At 73.8% G+C, this 16,880-nt stretch carries 15 protein-coding genes and 1 pseudogene; 6 read left to right on the top strand and 10 right to left on the bottom strand.

Translation table 11 applies throughout. The annotated features are described in order from the left end of the window. Nucleotides 1–2: 2 nt before the first annotated feature. Nucleotides 3–791, bottom strand: coding sequence for an aminoglycoside phosphotransferase family protein (locus CIK06_RS07100; protein WP_095564146.1), 789 nt, complete (start codon nt 789–791; stop codon nt 3–5). Nucleotides 792–868: 77 nt separating this feature from the next. Next, a complete protein-coding gene (gene ftsY / locus CIK06_RS07095; protein ID WP_095564145.1) occupies nt 869–2,095 on the bottom strand; it encodes a signal recognition particle-docking protein FtsY in 1,227 nt (408 codons plus the stop codon). 185 nt (nt 2,096–2,280) lie between these two features. Between ftsY and CIK06_RS07090 the strand changes: the two are divergent. The 3 genes and pseudogenes from CIK06_RS07090 to CIK06_RS07075 form a co-directional block, all read left to right on the top strand. After that, nucleotides 2,281–4,076, top strand: a pseudogene (locus tag CIK06_RS07090) (alkaline phosphatase D family protein); the annotation flags it as partial. 161 nt (nt 4,077–4,237) lie between these two features. Beyond that, complete coding sequence (locus tag CIK06_RS07080) at nt 4,238–4,735, top strand: MarR family winged helix-turn-helix transcriptional regulator (RefSeq protein ID WP_095564144.1); 498 nt, start codon at nt 4,238–4,240, stop codon at nt 4,733–4,735. 127 nt (nt 4,736–4,862) lie between these two features. Continuing rightward, nucleotides 4,863–5,357: a universal stress protein gene (locus tag CIK06_RS07075; protein WP_095564143.1), complete on the top strand. Its 495-nt coding sequence runs from the start codon at nt 4,863–4,865 to the stop codon at nt 5,355–5,357. Between the two features lie 102 nt (nt 5,358–5,459). On the opposite strand, the gene smc is transcribed toward CIK06_RS07075, so the two are convergent. Next, nucleotides 5,460–9,041 (bottom strand): chromosome segregation protein SMC, encoded by a 3,582-nt coding sequence (gene smc / locus CIK06_RS07070; protein WP_095564142.1) that lies wholly within the window; start codon nt 9,039–9,041, stop codon nt 5,460–5,462. 266 nt (nt 9,042–9,307) lie between these two features. Further along, a complete protein-coding gene (locus CIK06_RS07065) occupies nt 9,308–9,502 on the bottom strand; it encodes a hypothetical protein (protein ID WP_095564141.1) in 195 nt (64 codons plus the stop codon). 370 nt (nt 9,503–9,872) lie between these two features. Between CIK06_RS07065 and CIK06_RS32095 the strand changes: the two genes are divergently transcribed. The 3 genes from CIK06_RS32095 (at nt 9,873) to CIK06_RS31820 (ending at nt 12,641) form a co-directional block, all read left to right on the top strand. Beyond that, nucleotides 9,873–11,222 (top strand): CAP domain-containing protein, encoded by a 1,350-nt coding sequence (locus CIK06_RS32095; RefSeq protein WP_095564140.1) that lies wholly within the window; start codon nt 9,873–9,875, stop codon nt 11,220–11,222. Nucleotides 11,223–11,388: 166 nt separating this feature from the next. Further along, nucleotides 11,389–11,925 (top strand): endo alpha-1,4 polygalactosaminidase, encoded by a 537-nt coding sequence (locus CIK06_RS31825; protein ID WP_095564139.1) that lies wholly within the window; start codon nt 11,389–11,391, stop codon nt 11,923–11,925. Beyond that, nucleotides 11,889–12,641 (top strand): endo alpha-1,4 polygalactosaminidase, encoded by a 753-nt coding sequence (locus CIK06_RS31820; RefSeq protein WP_198348127.1) that lies wholly within the window; start codon nt 11,889–11,891, stop codon nt 12,639–12,641. Before CIK06_RS31825 ends, CIK06_RS31820 begins: the two co-directional genes overlap by 37 nt. Nucleotides 12,642–12,735: 94 nt before the next feature. Here the strand turns inward: CIK06_RS31820 and mutM are convergent, their stop codons facing one another. From mutM to CIK06_RS07020, 6 genes are all read right to left on the bottom strand, one after another. Then, nucleotides 12,736–13,593 (bottom strand): bifunctional DNA-formamidopyrimidine glycosylase/DNA-(apurinic or apyrimidinic site) lyase, encoded by an 858-nt coding sequence (gene mutM, locus CIK06_RS07045; RefSeq protein ID WP_095564137.1) that lies wholly within the window; start codon nt 13,591–13,593, stop codon nt 12,736–12,738. Beyond that, entirely contained in the window at nt 13,586–14,380 is a 795-nt protein-coding gene (gene rnc / locus CIK06_RS07040) for a ribonuclease III (protein WP_232534064.1), read from the bottom strand. The genes mutM and rnc overlap by 8 nt, the downstream gene beginning before the upstream one ends. After that, nucleotides 14,377–15,369 carry a hypothetical protein gene (locus CIK06_RS07035; protein WP_095567634.1) on the bottom strand — a complete coding sequence of 331 codons (993 nt, stop codon included), beginning with the start codon at nt 15,367–15,369 and terminating at the stop codon, nt 14,377–14,379. The genes rnc and CIK06_RS07035 overlap by 4 nt, the downstream gene beginning before the upstream one ends. 89 nt (nt 15,370–15,458) lie before the next feature. Beyond that, on the bottom strand, nt 15,459–15,632 hold the full coding sequence (gene rpmF / locus CIK06_RS07030) for a 50S ribosomal protein L32 (RefSeq protein WP_095564136.1): 174 nt from the start codon (nt 15,630–15,632) through the stop codon (nt 15,459–15,461). A 5-nt stretch (nt 15,633–15,637) separates the two neighbouring features. Further along, nucleotides 15,638–16,195 (bottom strand): DUF177 domain-containing protein, encoded by a 558-nt coding sequence (locus tag CIK06_RS07025; RefSeq protein ID WP_095564135.1) that lies wholly within the window; start codon nt 16,193–16,195, stop codon nt 15,638–15,640. A 124-nt stretch (nt 16,196–16,319) separates the two neighbouring features. Next, nucleotides 16,320–16,817: a hypothetical protein gene (locus CIK06_RS07020; RefSeq protein WP_095564134.1), complete on the bottom strand. Its 498-nt coding sequence runs from the start codon at nt 16,815–16,817 to the stop codon at nt 16,320–16,322. Nucleotides 16,818–16,880 lie beyond the last annotated feature (63 nt).

Genomic DNA, 16,880 nt, shown 5'->3' with positions numbered 1-16,880 from the left:
TGCTACCGCAGCGCCCACTCCAGGGTGTGCCGTTCGTAGTCCAGCAGCCGCAGGTCGCGCATCGGCCGGCGCAGGTGGCCCTTGTGCACGATCCGGACGAACGCCGGATCGCCGGCCGCCGCCATCCGGCGGATCCCCTCGACATGGTCCACGATCCGCTTGCGCATCGTGCGGACCAACCGGTGCCTGTCCCGCGGGATCAGCCCGTACGCGTCGGCGAACAGCCGCAACCGGCGCGGCCGGTCCGGCCGCTTCCAGCCCAGCGTGAACGAGTCCCGGTCGCTGAACAGCGGCACCCAGGTCCAGGCCGCGTACGCGACGTCGTAGATCCGGGCACCGGGCGAGGCCAGGTCGAAGTCGATCAGGGCGAGGGTGCCGTCCGGCCGCCAGATGACGTTGTGCGGCGCGGCGTCGTGATGACAGATCACCTCGGTGTCCGGCGGCGGCGGCCCGAACGAGCGCCACACCGCGTTCGGCGGCGGCACGAAGCCGTACTGCGCGTCGTGGAACATCCGCAGCATGGTGGCCACCGTGACCAGCGCCTCGTCGGTCACCCAGTGCGGTTTGAGGGGATACTCGCCGCACTCCCCCTCCAGGTACGACAGCACCTCCCGGTTGCGCTCGTCCATCCCCAGCGCCCGGGGCGAGCCGGTGAACCCGACGTACTCCAGGTGCCGGAGCAACGCGTGCACGGCGGGGGTCCACGGTCCGACGTTGCGGCGCACCGTGTCGCCGACCCGCACGACGGTACTCACGTTTCCGCCGTGCAGCGGGATCTCCTGCGCGGTCACGTACGGCCTCCCCAGGCGGGGCGCCCGGTCACTCGGCTCACGCCAGGTGCCGGCGCGCTGATCGCTGGCCACCGAGGCTACGCGCCCGGGGCCAGCGGCTCGGTGCCGAGCAACGCGTCGACGAACTGGCTGGGCTCGAACGGCGCCAGGTCGTCCGGTCCCTCGCCCAGCCCGACCAGCTTGACCGGGATGCCCAGCCGGCGCTGCACGGCGATCACGATGCCGCCCTTGGCCGTGCCGTCGAGCTTGGTGAGCACCACCCCGGTGACGTCCACCACCTCGGTGAAGACCCGCGCCTGCTCCAGGCCGTTCTGCCCGGTGGTGGCGTCCAGGATCAGCAGTGTCTCGTCGATCGGCCCGTGCTTCTCGACCACCCGCTTGACCTTGCCCAGCTCGTCCATCAGGCCGACCTTGTTCTGCAGCCGGCCGGCGGTGTCGATGAGCACGGTGTCCACGCCGCTGTCGGCGCCGCGCCGGACGGCGTCGAACGCCACGCTGGCCGGGTCGGCCCGCTCCGGTCCGCGCACCACCTCGGCGCCGACCCGACCGGCCCAGGTCGCGAGCTGGTCGGCCGCCGCCGCCCGGAACGTGTCCGCGGCACCCAGCACCACGGTACGACCGTCCGCGATCAGGACCCGGGCGATCTTCCCGCAGGTGGTGGTCTTGCCGGCGCCGTTCACGCCGACCACCAGCACCACCCCCGGGGTGCCGTCGTGCGGGGTGGCCCGCAGCGACCGGTCCAGGCCGGGGTCGAGCGCGTTCACCAGCTCGGCGGCGAGCAGGGCGCGCAACTCGGTGCCGCTGCGCGTGCCGAGCACCCGGGTCCGCTCGCGCAGCCGGTCGACGATCTCCCGGGTCGCCTCGACGCCGACGTCCGCGCCGATCAGGCTGTCCTCGATCTCCTCCCAGGTGTCCTCGTCCAGCCGGTCCCGGGCGAGCAGGCCCAGCAGGCCGCGGCCGAAGACGCTCTGCGACCGGGACAGCCGGCCGCGGAGCCGGACCAGCCGGCCGGCGGTGGGCTCGGGCCGCTCCAGCGGCGGCGCCTCGACGGTCTCCGGCGGGGCGACCAGCGGCGGCTCGGTCTCCGGCGGGTAGAGCACCGGGGGTTCCTGCACCGTCGTACCGGTGCGGTCCGCCTCGCCCGCCTCCACCGGCGGACCTGCCAGGTCCTCCTCGGCGCGGGTGTCGACCTCCGTCTCCGGCAGTGGCGGCTGCGGGCGGCGCCGCAACCGGGGTACCACCAGACCGAGCGTGGCGAGCGCCAGCACGCCGAGCAGGACCAGAGCGAGGACGAGGTATTCCATGCCCGGAATCCTGACAGATGCCCGCCGCCGCGTCCCACCGGGCGCACCGGCGGCGGGCGGAAGCGGCCCCTCGTCCTCCGAGTAGCCTTGCCGAGCCAGCGGTTTCGTCGGCCGGCTCCCCATCGTCGCGGAGGTTCTGCCATGCGCCACGTCCGTCGCCCCAGCGGCGCAGGGACCGCGCGCCCGTGACACCGGAGCTGCTGATCGGTCCGGTGCTGCGGCGGGTGGTCGGCACCCGGGCCACGATCTGGGTGGAGACCAGCGTGCCCACGCCGGTCCGGGTCGGCACCCCGGACGGGGCGGCCGGCACGGCGGAGACCTTCACCGTGTACGGGCACCACTACGCGCTGGTGGTGGTCGAAGGGCTGGCCCCGGACAGCGCCACGACGTACGAGGTCTTCCTGGGCGACCGGCGGGTGTGGCCGCAGCCCGGCTCCGACCAGCCGCCCAGCGTGCTGCGTACCCGCCCGGCCGACGACGGCGACCGGCCGGTCCGGCTGGTCTTCGGCTCCTGCCGGGAGGCCACCCACCAGACGATGTCCCGCCGGTTGCCGCCGGACGCCCTGGACGCCTACGCCCGACGGCTGATGGCCGGTGGTGAGCCGCCCGACCTGCTGGTGCTGCTCGGCGACCAGGTGTACGCGGACGTGACCTCGCCGCGGGTGCGCCGGCTGCTGCGCCGGCGCCGGCGGCGCCCCCGCGGCGCCCCCGACGACCAGGTGGTCACCTACGACGAGTACACGAAGCTGTACCTGGAATCGTGGCGGGATCCGGAGATCCGCTGGCTGTTCTCCACCGTGCCCAGCGTGATGATCTTCGACGACCACGAGATCATCGACGACTGGAACACCTCCGCCTCCTGGCGGGCGGACATGCGCCGGCAGCCGTGGTGGTCCGAGCGGATCACCAGCGGCCTCGCCTCGTACTGGGTCTATCAGCACCTGGGCAACCTGCACCCGGACGAGATCGCCGCCGACCCGGTGTACACGGCCGTGCGGAACGCCGCCGGCGACGCGTCGCAGGTGCTGCGCGACTTCGCCGCGCGGCTGGACGCCGAGGCCGACGAGCCGCCCAGCGCGCGGCCCCGGGAGTACCAGTTCAGCTACGCGCTGGACATCGGCCGGACCCGGCTGGTCATGCTGGACAACCGGTGCAGCCGGGTGGTCGACCCGGCGCGCCGGGCGATGCTGCCGGCCGCCGAGTGGAAGTGGTTCACCAACCAGGTGCACGGCTTCTACGACCACCTGGTCGTGGGTGCCTCGTTGCCCTGGCTGATGCCGCCCGGCATCCACCACATCGAGGCCTGGAACGAGCGGCTGGCCGGCTCGCCCCGGCCCCGGGTGGCGGACTGGTCCGAGCGGCTACGCCGGGCGCTGGACCTGGAGCACTGGGCGGCGTTCCGCCGGTCGTTCGAGGACCTCGCCGAGCTGTTCGCCCGGCTCGCCACCGGCGGGCCGGACCAGGCCGGAGGCCGGGACGGCGACGAGACCGGCGGCGGGCGCGGCGGCGGGACGCGCGGCCGGGTGGGGTGGGACCGGCCTACCCGGCGCCGGCCACCATCAGCGTGCTCTCCGGTGACGTGCACCACTCGTACGTGGCCCGGGCGCTGTTCCCGACCGAGACCGAGGCGCCGGTGCACCAGCTCACCTGCTCGCCCATCCACAACCAGGTCCCCGCGCCGATGCGCCCGCTGATGCGGCTGGGCTGGTGGCGGGGGCCGGCGCGGGCGGTCGGCGCACTCGCCGCCGCCGCCGGGGTGCCCCGGCCGCCGGTACGGTGGCGCCGGGCGGCCGGCCCGTACTTCGGCAACGCGGTCACCACGCTCCAGCACACCGGCGACGGCGCGGAGGTGTTCATCGAGGGCACCACCCGGGACGGGCACCTGCGTACCGTCGCGTCCGTGCCGCTGCGGGAACCGACCCGCGGCGGGTCCGGGCTGCCGGCCCCCCGCCCGGCACCGCCGGGTTCGACCACCCCGCCAGGAGTGGCGGAGGTCGGCACGGCGGAGGTCGGCACGGCGGAGGTCGGCACGGCGGAGGTCGGCACGGCGGAGGTCGGCACGGGCACCCCACCCGCGGTGACCGCGGCCGGCGGCGGGATCATGGAAACGGACGGGCCGGACATCCGGCCGTAGAACCCGCGATGGGGGACCGGGTGGACGACGAGGTCACAGTGGGCGCCGGTGGCGCCCGGCCGGGCGGTGCCGCCGACGCGGACAGCCTGCGGGCCGTCGAGGACGAACTCACCCTGCTGTTGCGCCGTACCCGACTGCTCTCCTGGGACCTGGCCCGCGAGATCCAGGCGGACCTCGAACCCAACGCGTACGGGCTGCTGCTGTGCCTGCGCCGGTCCGGCCGGGTACGGCTCACCGAACTGGCCGCGCAGCTCGGCCTGAGCAAGGGCACCCTGAGCCGCCAGCTGACCAACCTGGAACGGCTGGGCCTGGTCCGCCGGGCGCCGGATCCGCAGGACGGGCGGGCGGCGCTGCTGGAGCTGACCCGGGAGGGGCAGCGGCGGTTCGACGGCGCCCGGGAGGCCCGGATGGGCCAGCTACGGCAGACGCTGCGTAGTTGGCAGGCGGCCGATCTCGCCGAGTTCGCCCGTCTGCTGCACCGGTTCAACCAGTCCGGACCAGGGTAGTCACCACCGGATCGGATAGGCAGGGACCCTTCTTAACGGCGGCACCCGAACGGTCGTACTGTTGCTTTAGGCAACGACGGACCCGACTCCGGATCGACGTGGATCCGGTTCCCACGGCAGGTGAAGGATGAGCGCGCAGCCGGTCAACCGCGAGGAGTACGGACCGGCCGCCGGTCCCGCGCCGTTCGAGCGCGGCACCGACGGACCCCGGGTGGTCCTGGTGGGCGTCGACGGCAGCCGGACCTCGCTGCGTGCCGCCGCGTACGCCGCGGGGCTGGCCCGCCGGCAGCGTTCCCGGCTGGCGGTGGTCTACGTGGCCACCACCCCCGGCTTCGGCGCGCTGGCGCTGGCCCCCGCGATGACCGCCATCCAGGAGACCCAGGAGGCGGTGACCGCCGAGCTGCGTCGCGAGTGCCGCCGCGGCGCCGACGAACTGGGGCTGCCCATCACGTTCCTGTCCCGCCGCGGCGACGCGTACGCCGAGATCCGCGCGACGGCCGACGAGCTGCGGGCGGACCTTGTGGTGGTCGGCGCCTCGGAACAGGCCGGGCACCGGCTGGCCGGCTCCATCGCCAACCGCCTGGTCCGGTGCGGCCGCTGGCCGGTCGTGGTCGTCCCCTGACGACGGGCCGGCAGCCGTCGTCCCCTGACGACAGACAGGCAACCGTCGTCCCCTGACGACAGACAGGCAGCCGTCGTCCCCTGACGACGGGCCGGCAACCGGCTACTCGTCCTCGGCGGTGTTGAGCCGCTGGCTGATCACCTGGGTGACCCCGCTGCGCATTGTCACGCCGTACAACGCGTCGGCGATCTCCATGGTGCGCTTCTGGTGGGTGATGATGATCAGCTGGCTCTTCTCCCGCAACTGCGCCATCAGGGTGATCAACCGGCCCAGGTTGACGTCGTCGAGCGCGGCCTCCACCTCGTCCATGATGTAGAACGGGCTGGGCCGGGCGCGGAAGATCGCCACCAGCATGGCCACCGCGGTCAGCGAGCGTTCCCCGCCGGACAGCAGCGACAACCGCTTGATCTTCTTGCCGGGCGGCCGCGCCTCCACCTCCACGCCGGTGGTCAGCATGTCCTCCGGGTCGGTGAGCACCAGCCGGCCCTCGCCGCCGGGGAAGAGCACCCCGAACACCTGCTCGAACTCCCGGGCGGTGTCCGCGTACGCGCTGGCGAAGACCTCCAGGATCCGGTCGTCCACGTCCTTGACCACGGTGAGCAGGTCCCGGCGGGTGGCCTTGAGGTCCTCCAACTGCTCGGAGAGGAACTTGAACCGCTCCTCCAGCGCCGCGAACTCCTCCAGCGCCAGCGGGTTGACCTTGCCCAGCAGGGCCAGCTCGCGTTCCGCCTTGGCGGCCCGCTTCTCCTGCACCGGCCGTTCGAACGGCACCGGCTCCGGCACGGGCACGCCGTCCCGCTCGGCCGCCGCCACGTCCACCTGGGTGGGCGGTACGAGCTGCTGCGGGCCGTACTCGGCGAGCAGGGTCTCCACGTCCAGCGCGAAGTCCTCGGCCGCCTTGGCCTCCAGCTGTTCGATCCGCATCCGCTGCTCGGCGCGGGCCACCTCGTCCCGGTGCACGGCGCTGGTCAGCCGCTCCAGGTCGGCGCCGAGCCGCTTCGCCGCGCCGCGTACCTCCTGCAACTCGGCCTCCCGGGCGGACCGCGCCGCGGCCAGCTCGTCCCGGGTCCGCTCGGCGTCGGCGAGCGAGACGGTCAGCCGGATCAGGGCCGCTCGGGCGCCGTTCTCGACGGCCCGCGCCACGGCCGCGCCCCGGGCCCGGGCCGCCCGGCGGGCCGCGGCGCGTTCCCGCGCGGCCCGCTCGGCCGCCGCCTGCCGCAGCAGCGAGTCGGCCCGTCCGGAGATCGCGGCCACCCGCTCCTCCGCGGTGCGCACGGCCAGGCGCACCTCAAGCTCGTTCTGCCGGGCTCCCGGCAGGTACGCGGCCAGCTCGTCGCGTTCCTGCGTCGAGGGTTCGGCGTCCACCGGGACGGCCTCGGCGAGCCGGAGCCGCTCCTCCAGCTCGGCCAGGCCGGCGAGATCCTGCTCCCGCGCCCCCTCGGCGCGCGCCAGCGAGGCCGCCAGCCGCTCGGTCTCGGCCGCCGCCGACCGGGCCGCCGCACCCAGCTCGGCCAGCCGACGGGCGGCCGCGTTGCGCTGCCCCTCGGCCTCCCGGCGGGCCGCGGCGGCGGTTGCCACCTCGTCCTTGCGGGCCGCCACCTCGGCGCGCGCCTCGCCCAGCTGATCGCGCAGTTCGGCGATGGTCTCCTCGGCCGCGGCGCGGTGCGCACGGGCCTCCTCGACGGCCGCCTGCACCTCGATGAAGCTGGGCGCCTTGGCCGAGCCGCCGGCCGCGGCGTACGCGCCGACCACATCGCCGTCCGGGGTGACCGCCCGCAGCTCCGGCTGGGCCGCCGCGAGCGCCGTCGCGGCCGCCAGGTCCTCGACGAGTACGACGTCGCGCAGCGCCCGGTGGACGGCGGGGCGGATCTGCTCGGGGCAGTCGACGAGGTCGGGTGCCCACCGGGCACCCGCGGGAAGGCCCGGCCGGAGGGCGTCCAGCGAGCCGACCATGCCCGGTCCGGCCTCCCCGGCGACCAGCAGGTTGGCCCGCCCCGCGTCGGAGATCTTGAGCAGCCGCATGGCCTCGACGGCCTCGTCCACGCCGCTGAGCGCCACCGCGTCGGCGAGCCCGCCGAGCGCCGCGGCCAGCGCCGCCTCGTGTCCGGGGGCCACCGTGAGCAGCCCGGCCAGCCCGCCGAGCAGCCCCGGCACCTCGCCGCCGCGGGCCAGCAGTGCACCGGCGCCGTCGGCCCGGCGCAGCCCCATCGCCAGCGCCTCCTCGCGGGCCTTCCAGGCCGTCGCATCCCGCTCGGCGGCCCGTTCGGCGTCGGAGAGCGCCCGTACCTGCGCGGTGGCCTTCTCGTGCGCGGCCTGCGCCTCGGCGTGCCGGGCGTCCAGGTCGGCATTGTCCCGGTCGGCCTCGGTCGACTCGGCGGCCACCGCGTCCAGTTCGGCCCTGGCCTGCGTGGACCGGGCCTGGGCGTCGGCGTGCGCGCTCCGCAGCCGTTCGATCTCCTCGGCGGCCGAGGAGGTGCGGGCGCGGGCCGAGTTGACCTGGCCGGTGAGCCTGGCCAGCCCCTCCCGCCGGTCGGCGATCGCCTTCGCGGCGGTGACCAGTTCGCGTTCGGCCGCCGCGAGCTGGCGTTCCAGTTCCTGCCGCCGTTCCACCGCCTCGGCGAGCCGGACCTGGTCGTCGGTGAGGGCCGCGCGCAGTTCCTCCTCCTGCTCGCGGACCCGCTGCGCCTCGGCGGTCAACTGGTCCGGATCCCGGCCGGGCCGCTCGTCGTCCGGGGTGGCGCTCATGTGCCGCAGCCGTTCCCGGGCGAGCTGCTCGGTGGAGCGGAACCGCTCCTGCAGGGCGGCCAGTTTGTACCAGGTGTCCTGGGCGGCCGCCACCTGTGGCGCGTCCTGCGCCAGCGCCGCCTCCAGCTCAACCAGCCGGTGCTGGATCTCGGCGTGCTCGGCCTCCACCTGTTCCCGCCGCTCCCGCAGCGCGGTCTCGTCGGCGATCTCCTTGTCCAGGGTGGTCCGCAGGGTGTACAGGTCGTCGGCGAGCAGCCGGAGCCGGGCGTCGCGCAGGTTGGCCTGGATGGCGGCGGCCCGCCGGGCCACCTCGGCCTGCCGGCCCAGCGGTTTGAGCTGGCGACGCAGCTCCGCGGTGAGGTCGGTGAGCCGGTTGAGGTTGGTCTGCATCGCGTCGAGCTTGCGGAGCGCCTTCTCCTTGCGCTTGCGGTGCTTGAGGACGCCCGCCGCCTCCTCGATGAATGCCCGGCGGTCCTCCGGCTTGGCGTGCAGTACGGCGTCCAACTGGCCCTGGCCCACGATGACGTGCATCTCCCGGCCGATGCCGGAGTCCGAGAGCAGTTCCTGGATGTCCAGCAGCCGGCAGGAACTGCCGTTGATCTCGTACTCGCTCTCGCCGGACCGGAACATCCGCCGGGTGATCGACACCTCGGTGTAGTCGATCGGCAGGGCACCGTCGGTGTTGTCGATGGTGAGCGTGACCTCGGCGCGGCCCAGCGGCGCCCGGCCGGCCGTGCCGGCGAAGATCACGTCTTCCATCTTGCCGCCGCGCAGGGCCTTGGCGCTGTGCTCGCCGAGCACCCAGGCGATCGCGTCGACGACGTTGGACTTGCCGGAACCGTTCGGCCCCACCACGCAGGTGATGCCCGGTTCCAGCTTCAGCGCCGTCGCCGAGGCGAAGGACTTGAAGCCCTTCACCGTCAGGGTCTTGAGATACACGCTTCCGATCCTCGTCCGGGGCTGCTCGACCCGACCGCGCCGCCACTGTCCGGTCGCAGCCTAACCCGCGGGCGCACCGGCGCTGACCTGCGGCTCGCTGGAACCGGTCGGTTCCAGCCGCCGGATCGGGCCGACCCGCTTGATCAATAGCGTGGCGCGGGCGAGTCATCCGGACAAAAGGATGCGCGCCGCCACGTGGGGTGGTCGGCGCGCCGGTGATATTCAGTTGCCCGGGTATCGGGCGGCTGCCGCGGGTGCGGCGGTTTTCAGGTGAGCGCGGGCTCGGTCAGTCGGAGCAGATCACCCGCCTCGGCCTGCGCGGCGGCCAGTCGATCGTTCTCTGCCCGGAGTCTCGTGATCTCGAACTCCAGCGACTGAACCCTGGCACGCAACCGGGTGACCTCGTCGAGCAGGCGCCGGTCGGGCGCCGCACCAACGTGGCCGTAAAGGGCCTTCGCCATCTCGTCTCCTTTGATGCGCAGCCGGAAGGCCGGCCAACGCGCGCCACATCGTTCGCGACTGCCCGCTCGATCTTCACGCGGGCACGATTGGGCGCGACTGGCGACCCCTCTATATTGATGCCGAGATCCCCGGTTCGTCAAGTTAGGGGGCGCGCGGATCATCACCGCGTCAACCGGTCCGGCTCAACCGGTCGCCATGAGACTCAGACAAGATCGTTGTCCGGACAACTCCTGATTGTAGTTCATCGGACACCGATTGATGTCAGCACATCTTTTCCACCGCCTTATCTCTTCCTTAGCCGGATTGCTGGCCCGCTGGCCCTGGCCGTAGCCTCCGGACGACCGCAGTGCCAGAACCAAGGAGCGACGCGTGGACGGGTGGAACGACCCGATCGATCCCCACCGGGGCTACCGGCGGACGGCGGACCAGCCGGCCAGCGAGTCGTGGTACGACTCGGGCCACCACTCGGACGACCCGGCGGACCGGTACCCGTACCGGTCGCCGGAGCCGCCGCGGGCCGCGGGCGGGCCTTACGAGCGGTCCGACGACTGGTCCGACACCCGCTCCTGGAACACCGACCGGCACGAGACACCCGACCGGTACGCCGGGTCCGCGGGCGCCGGGTCCGCGGGCGCCGGGTCCGCGGGCCAGGCCTGGCCCGACGAGACGGCCGGCTGGGCGGGCGTGCCGCACGACCCCAACGGTACGGCGGGGTACGCGGCCGCCGACGGGTACGACCGGCACGGCGGGTACGACCAGCGTGGCACCTACGACCAGCGCGACGGATACGACCGGCAGGACGGATACGACCGGCGCGACGGGTTTGCCGGGTACGGCGATCATGCCGGGTACGGCGACGCCGACCCGCCGGCCGGCCCGTCGGCGCGGCCCGCGGCGGCCGGCGGTTCGGCCTGGCGTGACATGGGACACGGCGCCGGCGGACCGGAGCGGGAGCCGGAGAAGCGGCGCCGGTTGCCCCGCCCCGCACTGCTGGCCGGCGCGGCGGCCACCGCCACGCTCGCCGTGATGATCGGCGTCGGCGCGATGGCGCTCAACTCCGACTCCGGGCAGGAGGCCCGGACGAACGCCGCGGCCGGCGACGCATCGGTTGCCACCGACGGCCCCGAGCTGACCGACGACGACACCCCGCCGCTGGGCTACGACGACGAGACGGACGAGTCCGGCTCCCCCTCGCCCTCCCCCAGCGCCACCTCGGCCGCCGCCCCCGCACCGACCCGCAAGGCCGCGGCCGCGGCGCCCCCGCGGCCCAGCCAGAGCCGCACGACCCGCGCGAGTTCCAGCCCCGCGGCGACCTCCAGCTCGGCCTCGAACGCGTTCGCCAGCGAGGAACAGCAGGTGATCGCGCTGGTGAACCAGGAGCGGGCCAAGGCCGGCTGCGGCAACCTCGTCGCCGACTCGGCGTTGATGACCGCCGCCCGACTGCACAGCCAGGACCAGGCCGCGCACAACAACATGTCGCACAACGGCAGCGACGGCAGCACCTTCGACCAGCGGATCAACCGGGCCGGCTACTCGGGCCGCACGCTCGGGGAGAACGTCGCGTACGGCTACCCCACCCCGGCCGCCGTGATGGACGGTTGGATGAACAGCGAAGGGCACCGGGCCAACATCCTGAACTGCTCGTTCAAGGACATCGGGGTGGGCATCGCCCGGGGCAGCGACAAGGCGCTGTACTGGACCCAGGACTTCGGCGGCTGAGCCGGCCGACGGCGACCAACCCACCCTCCCCACCGGCCGTACCCGCCGTTTTCGGCGGGTACGGCCGGTTCGGCGCGTTCCGGCCGTGGTTCGGGCTCGTTGCTCAGGATGACGGCGGCCACCCGCTCGGCCGCCGCGTCCCGTTCCGCGGCCCGGGGAGCTGCCGATGGCGCGCCGCCCGCTCGCCCGTCTCGCGGTGGCCGTGCTGCTGCCACCGCTGACCGGTTGCGGCCTGGCCGGCTGCGGGCTGGCCGGCGGGCCACCCGCACCCCGACCCTGGCCCAGCGCGACACCGCTGAGCTGGCAGTGGCAGCTCAGCGGGGAACCGGACGCCACGGTCGCCGCCCAGGTGTTCGTGCTCGACCCGTTCACCAGCACCCTTGAGGTGACCGGCCAGCTGGCGCCACGACGCCTGTTCGGGCCGTACCGCCGGCTGGTGTGCCACCTCGACGCCGGACGGTACGAGCCGACCCGGCCGGACGCCGAACGGTTCCCGCCGGAAATTATCGGCGCAGGCTCGCCGGACACCGGCGACGACGGCGGGGCGCCGCCGGCCGACGGCGCCCGCTGGCTCGACATCCGCCGCTGGGACCTGCTGCGGCCCGTCCTGGCCGACCGGCTCCGGCTCTGCCTCAGCAAGCGGTTCGACGCGGTGGCCTTCGCGGGGTGGACGGCTACCGGTGGCAGACCGGATTTCCGCTGAGCGAGGACGATCAGCTCACGTACGACCGGCGGCTCGCCGAGTTGGCCCGGTCACTGAGCATGTCTCCCGGGCTGGTCGGCGACCTGCCGCAGGCCGCCGCGCTGGCTCCCGACTTCGACTTCGCGGTCAACGCCGAGTGCGTCCGGTACGGCGAGTGCGACCCGTTGCGGGCGTTCACCGCCGCCGGCAAGCCGGTGCTGCACGCCGAGTACGACGAGACCGACGTCGACTTCTGCCCGCTCACCGCCGAACTCGGCTTCGCCTCGATCCGCAAGCACCGCTGGCTGGACGCGTGGCGCGAGCCGTGCCCGTCCGGCCCCGGGCCGGAGCCGGTCCCGGACGGGGACGGCGACGGGCCGGGACTGGAGCCGGCCGACGGCAGCCCCGGGCTGGAGCCGGCCGACGGCGAGCCGGGGCCGGGCGGCGACGGCGACGGGCCGGGCGTCCCCCAACGCCCGGCCCGTCTGGTGTCCGCCACCCCCACGGGCGGACGTCTGCACGCTGACCCGGCCGGCCGTGGCTCCACCCCCGGCGACCAACCGGCTCAACACCCCCGATCGGCTCAGCTTCCTGATCCGTCCAGCATGCCCGACCGGCTCAACCCCCGAGCGGCCACGGCCGCGGACGGACCGCGGCGATCCGTAGGCACCGCGCCAGGATCGAACACATTTTTTCGAGCTATACCGGAGAGTCATAAAAATGACTCTCCGGTATAGCTCGAAAAAAGCTTGTCGCAATCAGCGAGGTCACCATGCGTAACGGACGGGCCGCGGCGGTGCGCTGGTTGGGTTCGATCCTGTGGTCCGGACGTCAACCCTGGGCCGGTGTCCGGGGACGGGGTTGGCAGCGCGGGCAACTGAACGACGAGCGGTTCATGAACGCCTCACGCCGGATCGGCGCGCCGCAGCGATCGCAGGGCAGCCCCTCCCGGCCATACGCGGACAGCGCCCGGTCGAAGTAGCCGCTCTCGCCGTTGACGTTGACGTACAGCGCGTCGAAGCTGGTGCCGCCCTGCTTGGTGGCCGCGGCCAGCACGTCCCGGACATGGCCGAGCAGCCGCAGCGCCGCGGGCCGGCTCAGCGCGTCCGTGGGCCGCGTGCCGTGCAGCTTCGCCCGCCACAGCGCCTCGTCGGCGTAGATGTTCCCGACCCCGGAGATCAGGGTCTGGTCCAGCAGCGCCCGCTTGACCTCGGTACGCCGTCGACGCAACGCCGCCACGAAGGCGGCGTCGGAGAACTCCGGATCCATCGGGTCGCGGGCGATGTGCGCGATCTCGGCGGGCAGCTCGGCACCGCCGAGCGACACCGACAGCCCGCCGAACGTGCGCTGGTCGACGAAGCGCAGTTCGGACCCCGCGTCGGTGAACGTGAACCGGACCCGCAGATGCGGCTCGTCCGGCGTACCGGGCGGCTGCACGAGAAGCTGGCCGGACATGCCCAGATGGCCCAGCACCGCGTCACCGCTGTCCAGCGGCAGCCAGAGATACTTGCCGCGGCGCCGCGCGTCCAGCACGGTCCGCCCGGCGAGCACCGCGGCGAAGTGGTCGGCACCCGGCAGGTGCCGGCGGACGGCCCGCGGATGGCGGACCTCGACGACCGCGATCCGGCGGCCGGAAACCCAGGTACGCAGGCCCTGCCGGACGGTCTCGACCTCCGGCAGTTCAGGCATCCGAAGCCTCGGCGCCGGGGCACTCGGACCCGGGGGGCGCGGTGGGCTCGGTGGCCGGTGTCACCGTCGGCTCGGCCACCTGCTCCGACAACGTCCGCCAGGCCGCCTCCGCGGCACGCTGCTCGGCCTCCTTCTTGCTCCGGCCCTCCGCGCCTCCGTACCGGTTGCCGGCCACCACCACCCAGGCCGTGAAGGTCTTCGCGTGGTCCGGTCCGGTGTCGTCGATCCGGTACTCCGGCACCCCGAGGCCCAACGCCGCGGTCAGCTCCTGGAGGCTGGTCTTCCAGTCCAGCGCCGCGCCGCGGCCGGCCGACTCCGCCATCAGCGGGTCGAACAGCCGGTGGATCACCTTCGCGGTGGCCTCCAGGCCGTACTGGAGGTAGATCGCCCCGAGCAGCGCCTCCAGGGTGTCCGCCAGGATGCTCGCCTTGTCCCGCCCGCCGGTGGTCTCCTCCCCCTTGCCCAACAGCAGGTACGGGCCGAGGCCGGCCGGACCGAGCCGGCGTGCCACGTCGGCCAGCGCGCGCATGTTGACCACGCTCGCCCGCAGCTTCGCGAGCTGGCCCTCCGGCAGGTCCGGATGGTTGTGGAAGAGGGCCGTGGTGATCACCACGCCGAGCACCGAGTCGCCGAGGAACTCCAGCCGCTCGTTCGTGGGCAGCCCGCCGTTCTCGTACGCGTACGAGCGGTGCGTGAGGGCCCGTTCCAGCAGCTCGGGATCGAGGGTGACTCCGAAGGCCGCCTCGAGATGGCCGACGGGCGCCCGGCGGCGCTTGTTCTGCGTCATGCGGATACCTCGGTGTCGGTCGGGATGTCCCGGACAGGATCGGGGAAGAGTGCGCGTACCCGCGGCACGGCGGACCGGCGGCGGAGCGTGGCGGCGAGCGCGATGCCGGAGGCGATGTCGCCACCGGCCGCGCTGCCATGGCAGACGACCACGGTGCCGCCCACCCCGAGCAGCGTGGCGGCTCGCGGCGCCGCGCCGCGCTCGGGCGGTCCGCCGGCCATGGCGTACGCCCCTTCGATGCCCTTGAGCAGCACGTTTCCGGTGAAGCCGTCGGTCACCACGACGTCGGCCCGGTCACCGGCCGTCACGTCGTACCCCTCGACCAGGCCGATGTAGCGGGCGCCGGCCAGCGGTGGGGCGGCGGCCAGCGCCGCGTCGACGGCCCGGCGGGTCCGGTCGCCCTTGCCCGTCTCGGTGCCGACCGACAGCAGCCCCACCCGGGGCGCCGGTACGTCGTGGGCCACCGCCGAGTAGGCGGCGCCGAGCCCCGCATGCTGGATCAGGGTGCCGGGCCGCGCCTCCAGCGAACCGCCGACGTCGACCAGCACCACCGGGCCGGCCAGCGCCGGCAGCGTGGTGGCCAGCGCCGGCCGCCGTACCCCCGGCCAGCGGCCGAAGCCGAGTACGGCGGCGGTCACCGTCGCCCCGGTGGAACCGGCGGAGACGACGGCGTCGGCCGTACCGGACACCACCGCGCGCACGGCGGCGCTCACGGTGGTGTCCGCCCGGGTGGCCCGGGTGGGGTCGTCGGCCATCGCGACCATGCCGCGGACCGGCCGGAGCCGCACTCGGCCCCGATCAGCCGCCGCGAGGGCGCCAAGCACCCGATCGGCCACCTCAGGCGGGCCGACCAGCAGCAGACCGAGGGCAGGATCGGCATCCAGCGCCCGCAGAGCGCCGTCAACCACGACGGCGGGAGCTCGGTCCCCGCCGAGGAGGTCGACGGCGATCCGCACCGGAACCGGCTCCGCGGCCGGCGCGGTCGTCAGACCGCGCTCACCGCCGACGGGTGCCGGAACCCCGGGGAATCGCCGGGACGCGTGCGCCCGACCCGTGGTCGGATGCGTCGCGTCCAGTGTCAGACCTCGATGATCTGGCGGCCCTTGTAGGTGCCGCACACGCCGCAGGCGGAGTGCGCCAGCCTCGGGCTCTTGCACTGCGGGCACGCGACAGTCGGAACGGCCGCGGCCTTCCACTGCGCCCGGCGGGACCGGGTGTTGCTGCGCGACATCTTGCGCTTGGGAACGGCCACGGTTCCTACTCCTCATTCAGTTTCGACAGGCCCGCCCAGCGCGGGTCGAGCTGTTCGTGTCGGTGCTCGGCCGGCAGGTCGTCCCAGTGCACCCCGCAGTCGGGGCACAGTCCCGGGCAGTCCTCGCGGCACAGCGGGTTCGCCGGGAGCGCGAGCACCAACGCGTCCCGCACCTCCGGCTCCAGGTCGATCAGGTCTCCCTGCATCCGACCCACCTCGTCCTCCTCGGCCGTCTCATCCGTGGTGCTGTTCTCGTAGGCGTACAGCTCCTGGATGTCCACGGTGACCGAGTCGCCGATCTCGCGCAGGCAACGACCGCACTCGCCGGTCACCGGGCCACTGACGCTCCCGGTGACGAGTACGCCCTCGGACACCGACTCGAGCCGCAGATCGAGGCTCAGGTCGGCGCCCCGCGGAACGCTGATCAACTCCAGTCCGAGGTCCACCGGTGCCGGCACCACCCGCCTTACCGTGCGCAACGCACCAGGCCGGCGCGGCAGGTCTCTCGTGTCGAGGACCAGCGGCGACCTGGGGTCGAGTGGGCTAGGCAGATGCTTGGGCATAGTCAGACTCCGGCCTGGTAGAGGCCGACGAAAAAGGTTACCCGAGCCCAGGGCCCGGCGTCGAACCGGGGCGGGCGCCCGACGCCGGCCGGCCGGGCGGTGTCGGGGCGAGAGCGGACGTGGGTCAGAACGGCAGGGGGCGTTCCGCCTCCTCGCCGCCGAACGTACCGATCTCGCGCAGCGCGTGCATTTTGTCCCGGCCGCGCTCGATCGAGGCCAGGGCGCGGGTGAGGAACTGCTCGAAGTTGGCCAGCGCCGTGTCGACGTAGTCGTCGACCTCCTCGCGCAGCCGCTGCGCCTCGGCCCGGGCCTCGGCGATGATCCGCGCCCCCTCGTGCTCGGCCGAGACCGTGATCTCGTTCATCGAGACGAGCCGGGCGTGTTCCGCCTCACCCTCGCCGATGATGCGGTCGGCCTCACGCTTGCCGGCGTCCATGATCTTGTCGCGTTCCTCGAGCAGGGCCGCGGCCCGGCGCAGGTCGGCGGGCAGCTCGGCGCGCAGTTCGTCCAGCGCGCCGATCATCTCCCCCCGGTCCACCATGCAGTTGTTGCGGGACATCGGGACGGATCGGGCCGCCTCCACCATGGCGATGAGCTCGTCGATGCGGTCGAGCGGGTCCACCGGTACCTCACTCCTGTCGTTCGTACACCGAGCGCCGTGCGGCCGTCGGCCTGGCCCGTCCCC

Source organism: Plantactinospora sp. KBS50 (assembly GCF_002285795.1).
Taxonomy (GTDB): domain Bacteria; phylum Actinomycetota; class Actinomycetes; order Mycobacteriales; family Micromonosporaceae; genus KBS50.
Note: the sequence above shows the minus strand (reverse complement) of the source record. Positions and strands in the feature narration are given on the sequence as shown.

Bases quoted from the DNA above. Each gene is read 5' to 3' on its own strand.
- ftsY (WP_095564145.1), bottom strand. From the start codon at position 2,095: ATGGAATACCTCGTCCTCGCTCTGGTCCTGCTCGGCGTGCTGGCGCTC.
- CIK06_RS07080 (WP_095564144.1), top strand. From the start codon at position 4,238: ATGGGGGACCGGGTGGACGACGAGGTCACAGTGGGCGCCGGTGGCGCC.
- CIK06_RS07075 (WP_095564143.1), top strand. From the start codon at position 4,863: ATGAGCGCGCAGCCGGTCAACCGCGAGGAGTACGGACCGGCCGCCGGT.
- CIK06_RS07065 (WP_095564141.1), bottom strand. From the start codon at position 9,502: ATGGCGAAGGCCCTTTACGGCCACGTTGGTGCGGCGCCCGACCGGCGC.
- CIK06_RS31825 (WP_095564139.1), top strand. From the start codon at position 11,389: ATGGCGCGCCGCCCGCTCGCCCGTCTCGCGGTGGCCGTGCTGCTGCCA.
- mutM (WP_095564137.1), bottom strand. From the start codon at position 13,593: ATGCCTGAACTGCCGGAGGTCGAGACCGTCCGGCAGGGCCTGCGTACC.
- rnc (WP_232534064.1), bottom strand. From the start codon at position 14,380: ATGACGCAGAACAAGCGCCGCCGGGCGCCCGTCGGCCATCTCGAGGCG.
- CIK06_RS07025 (WP_095564135.1), bottom strand. From the start codon at position 16,195: ATGCCCAAGCATCTGCCTAGCCCACTCGACCCCAGGTCGCCGCTGGTC.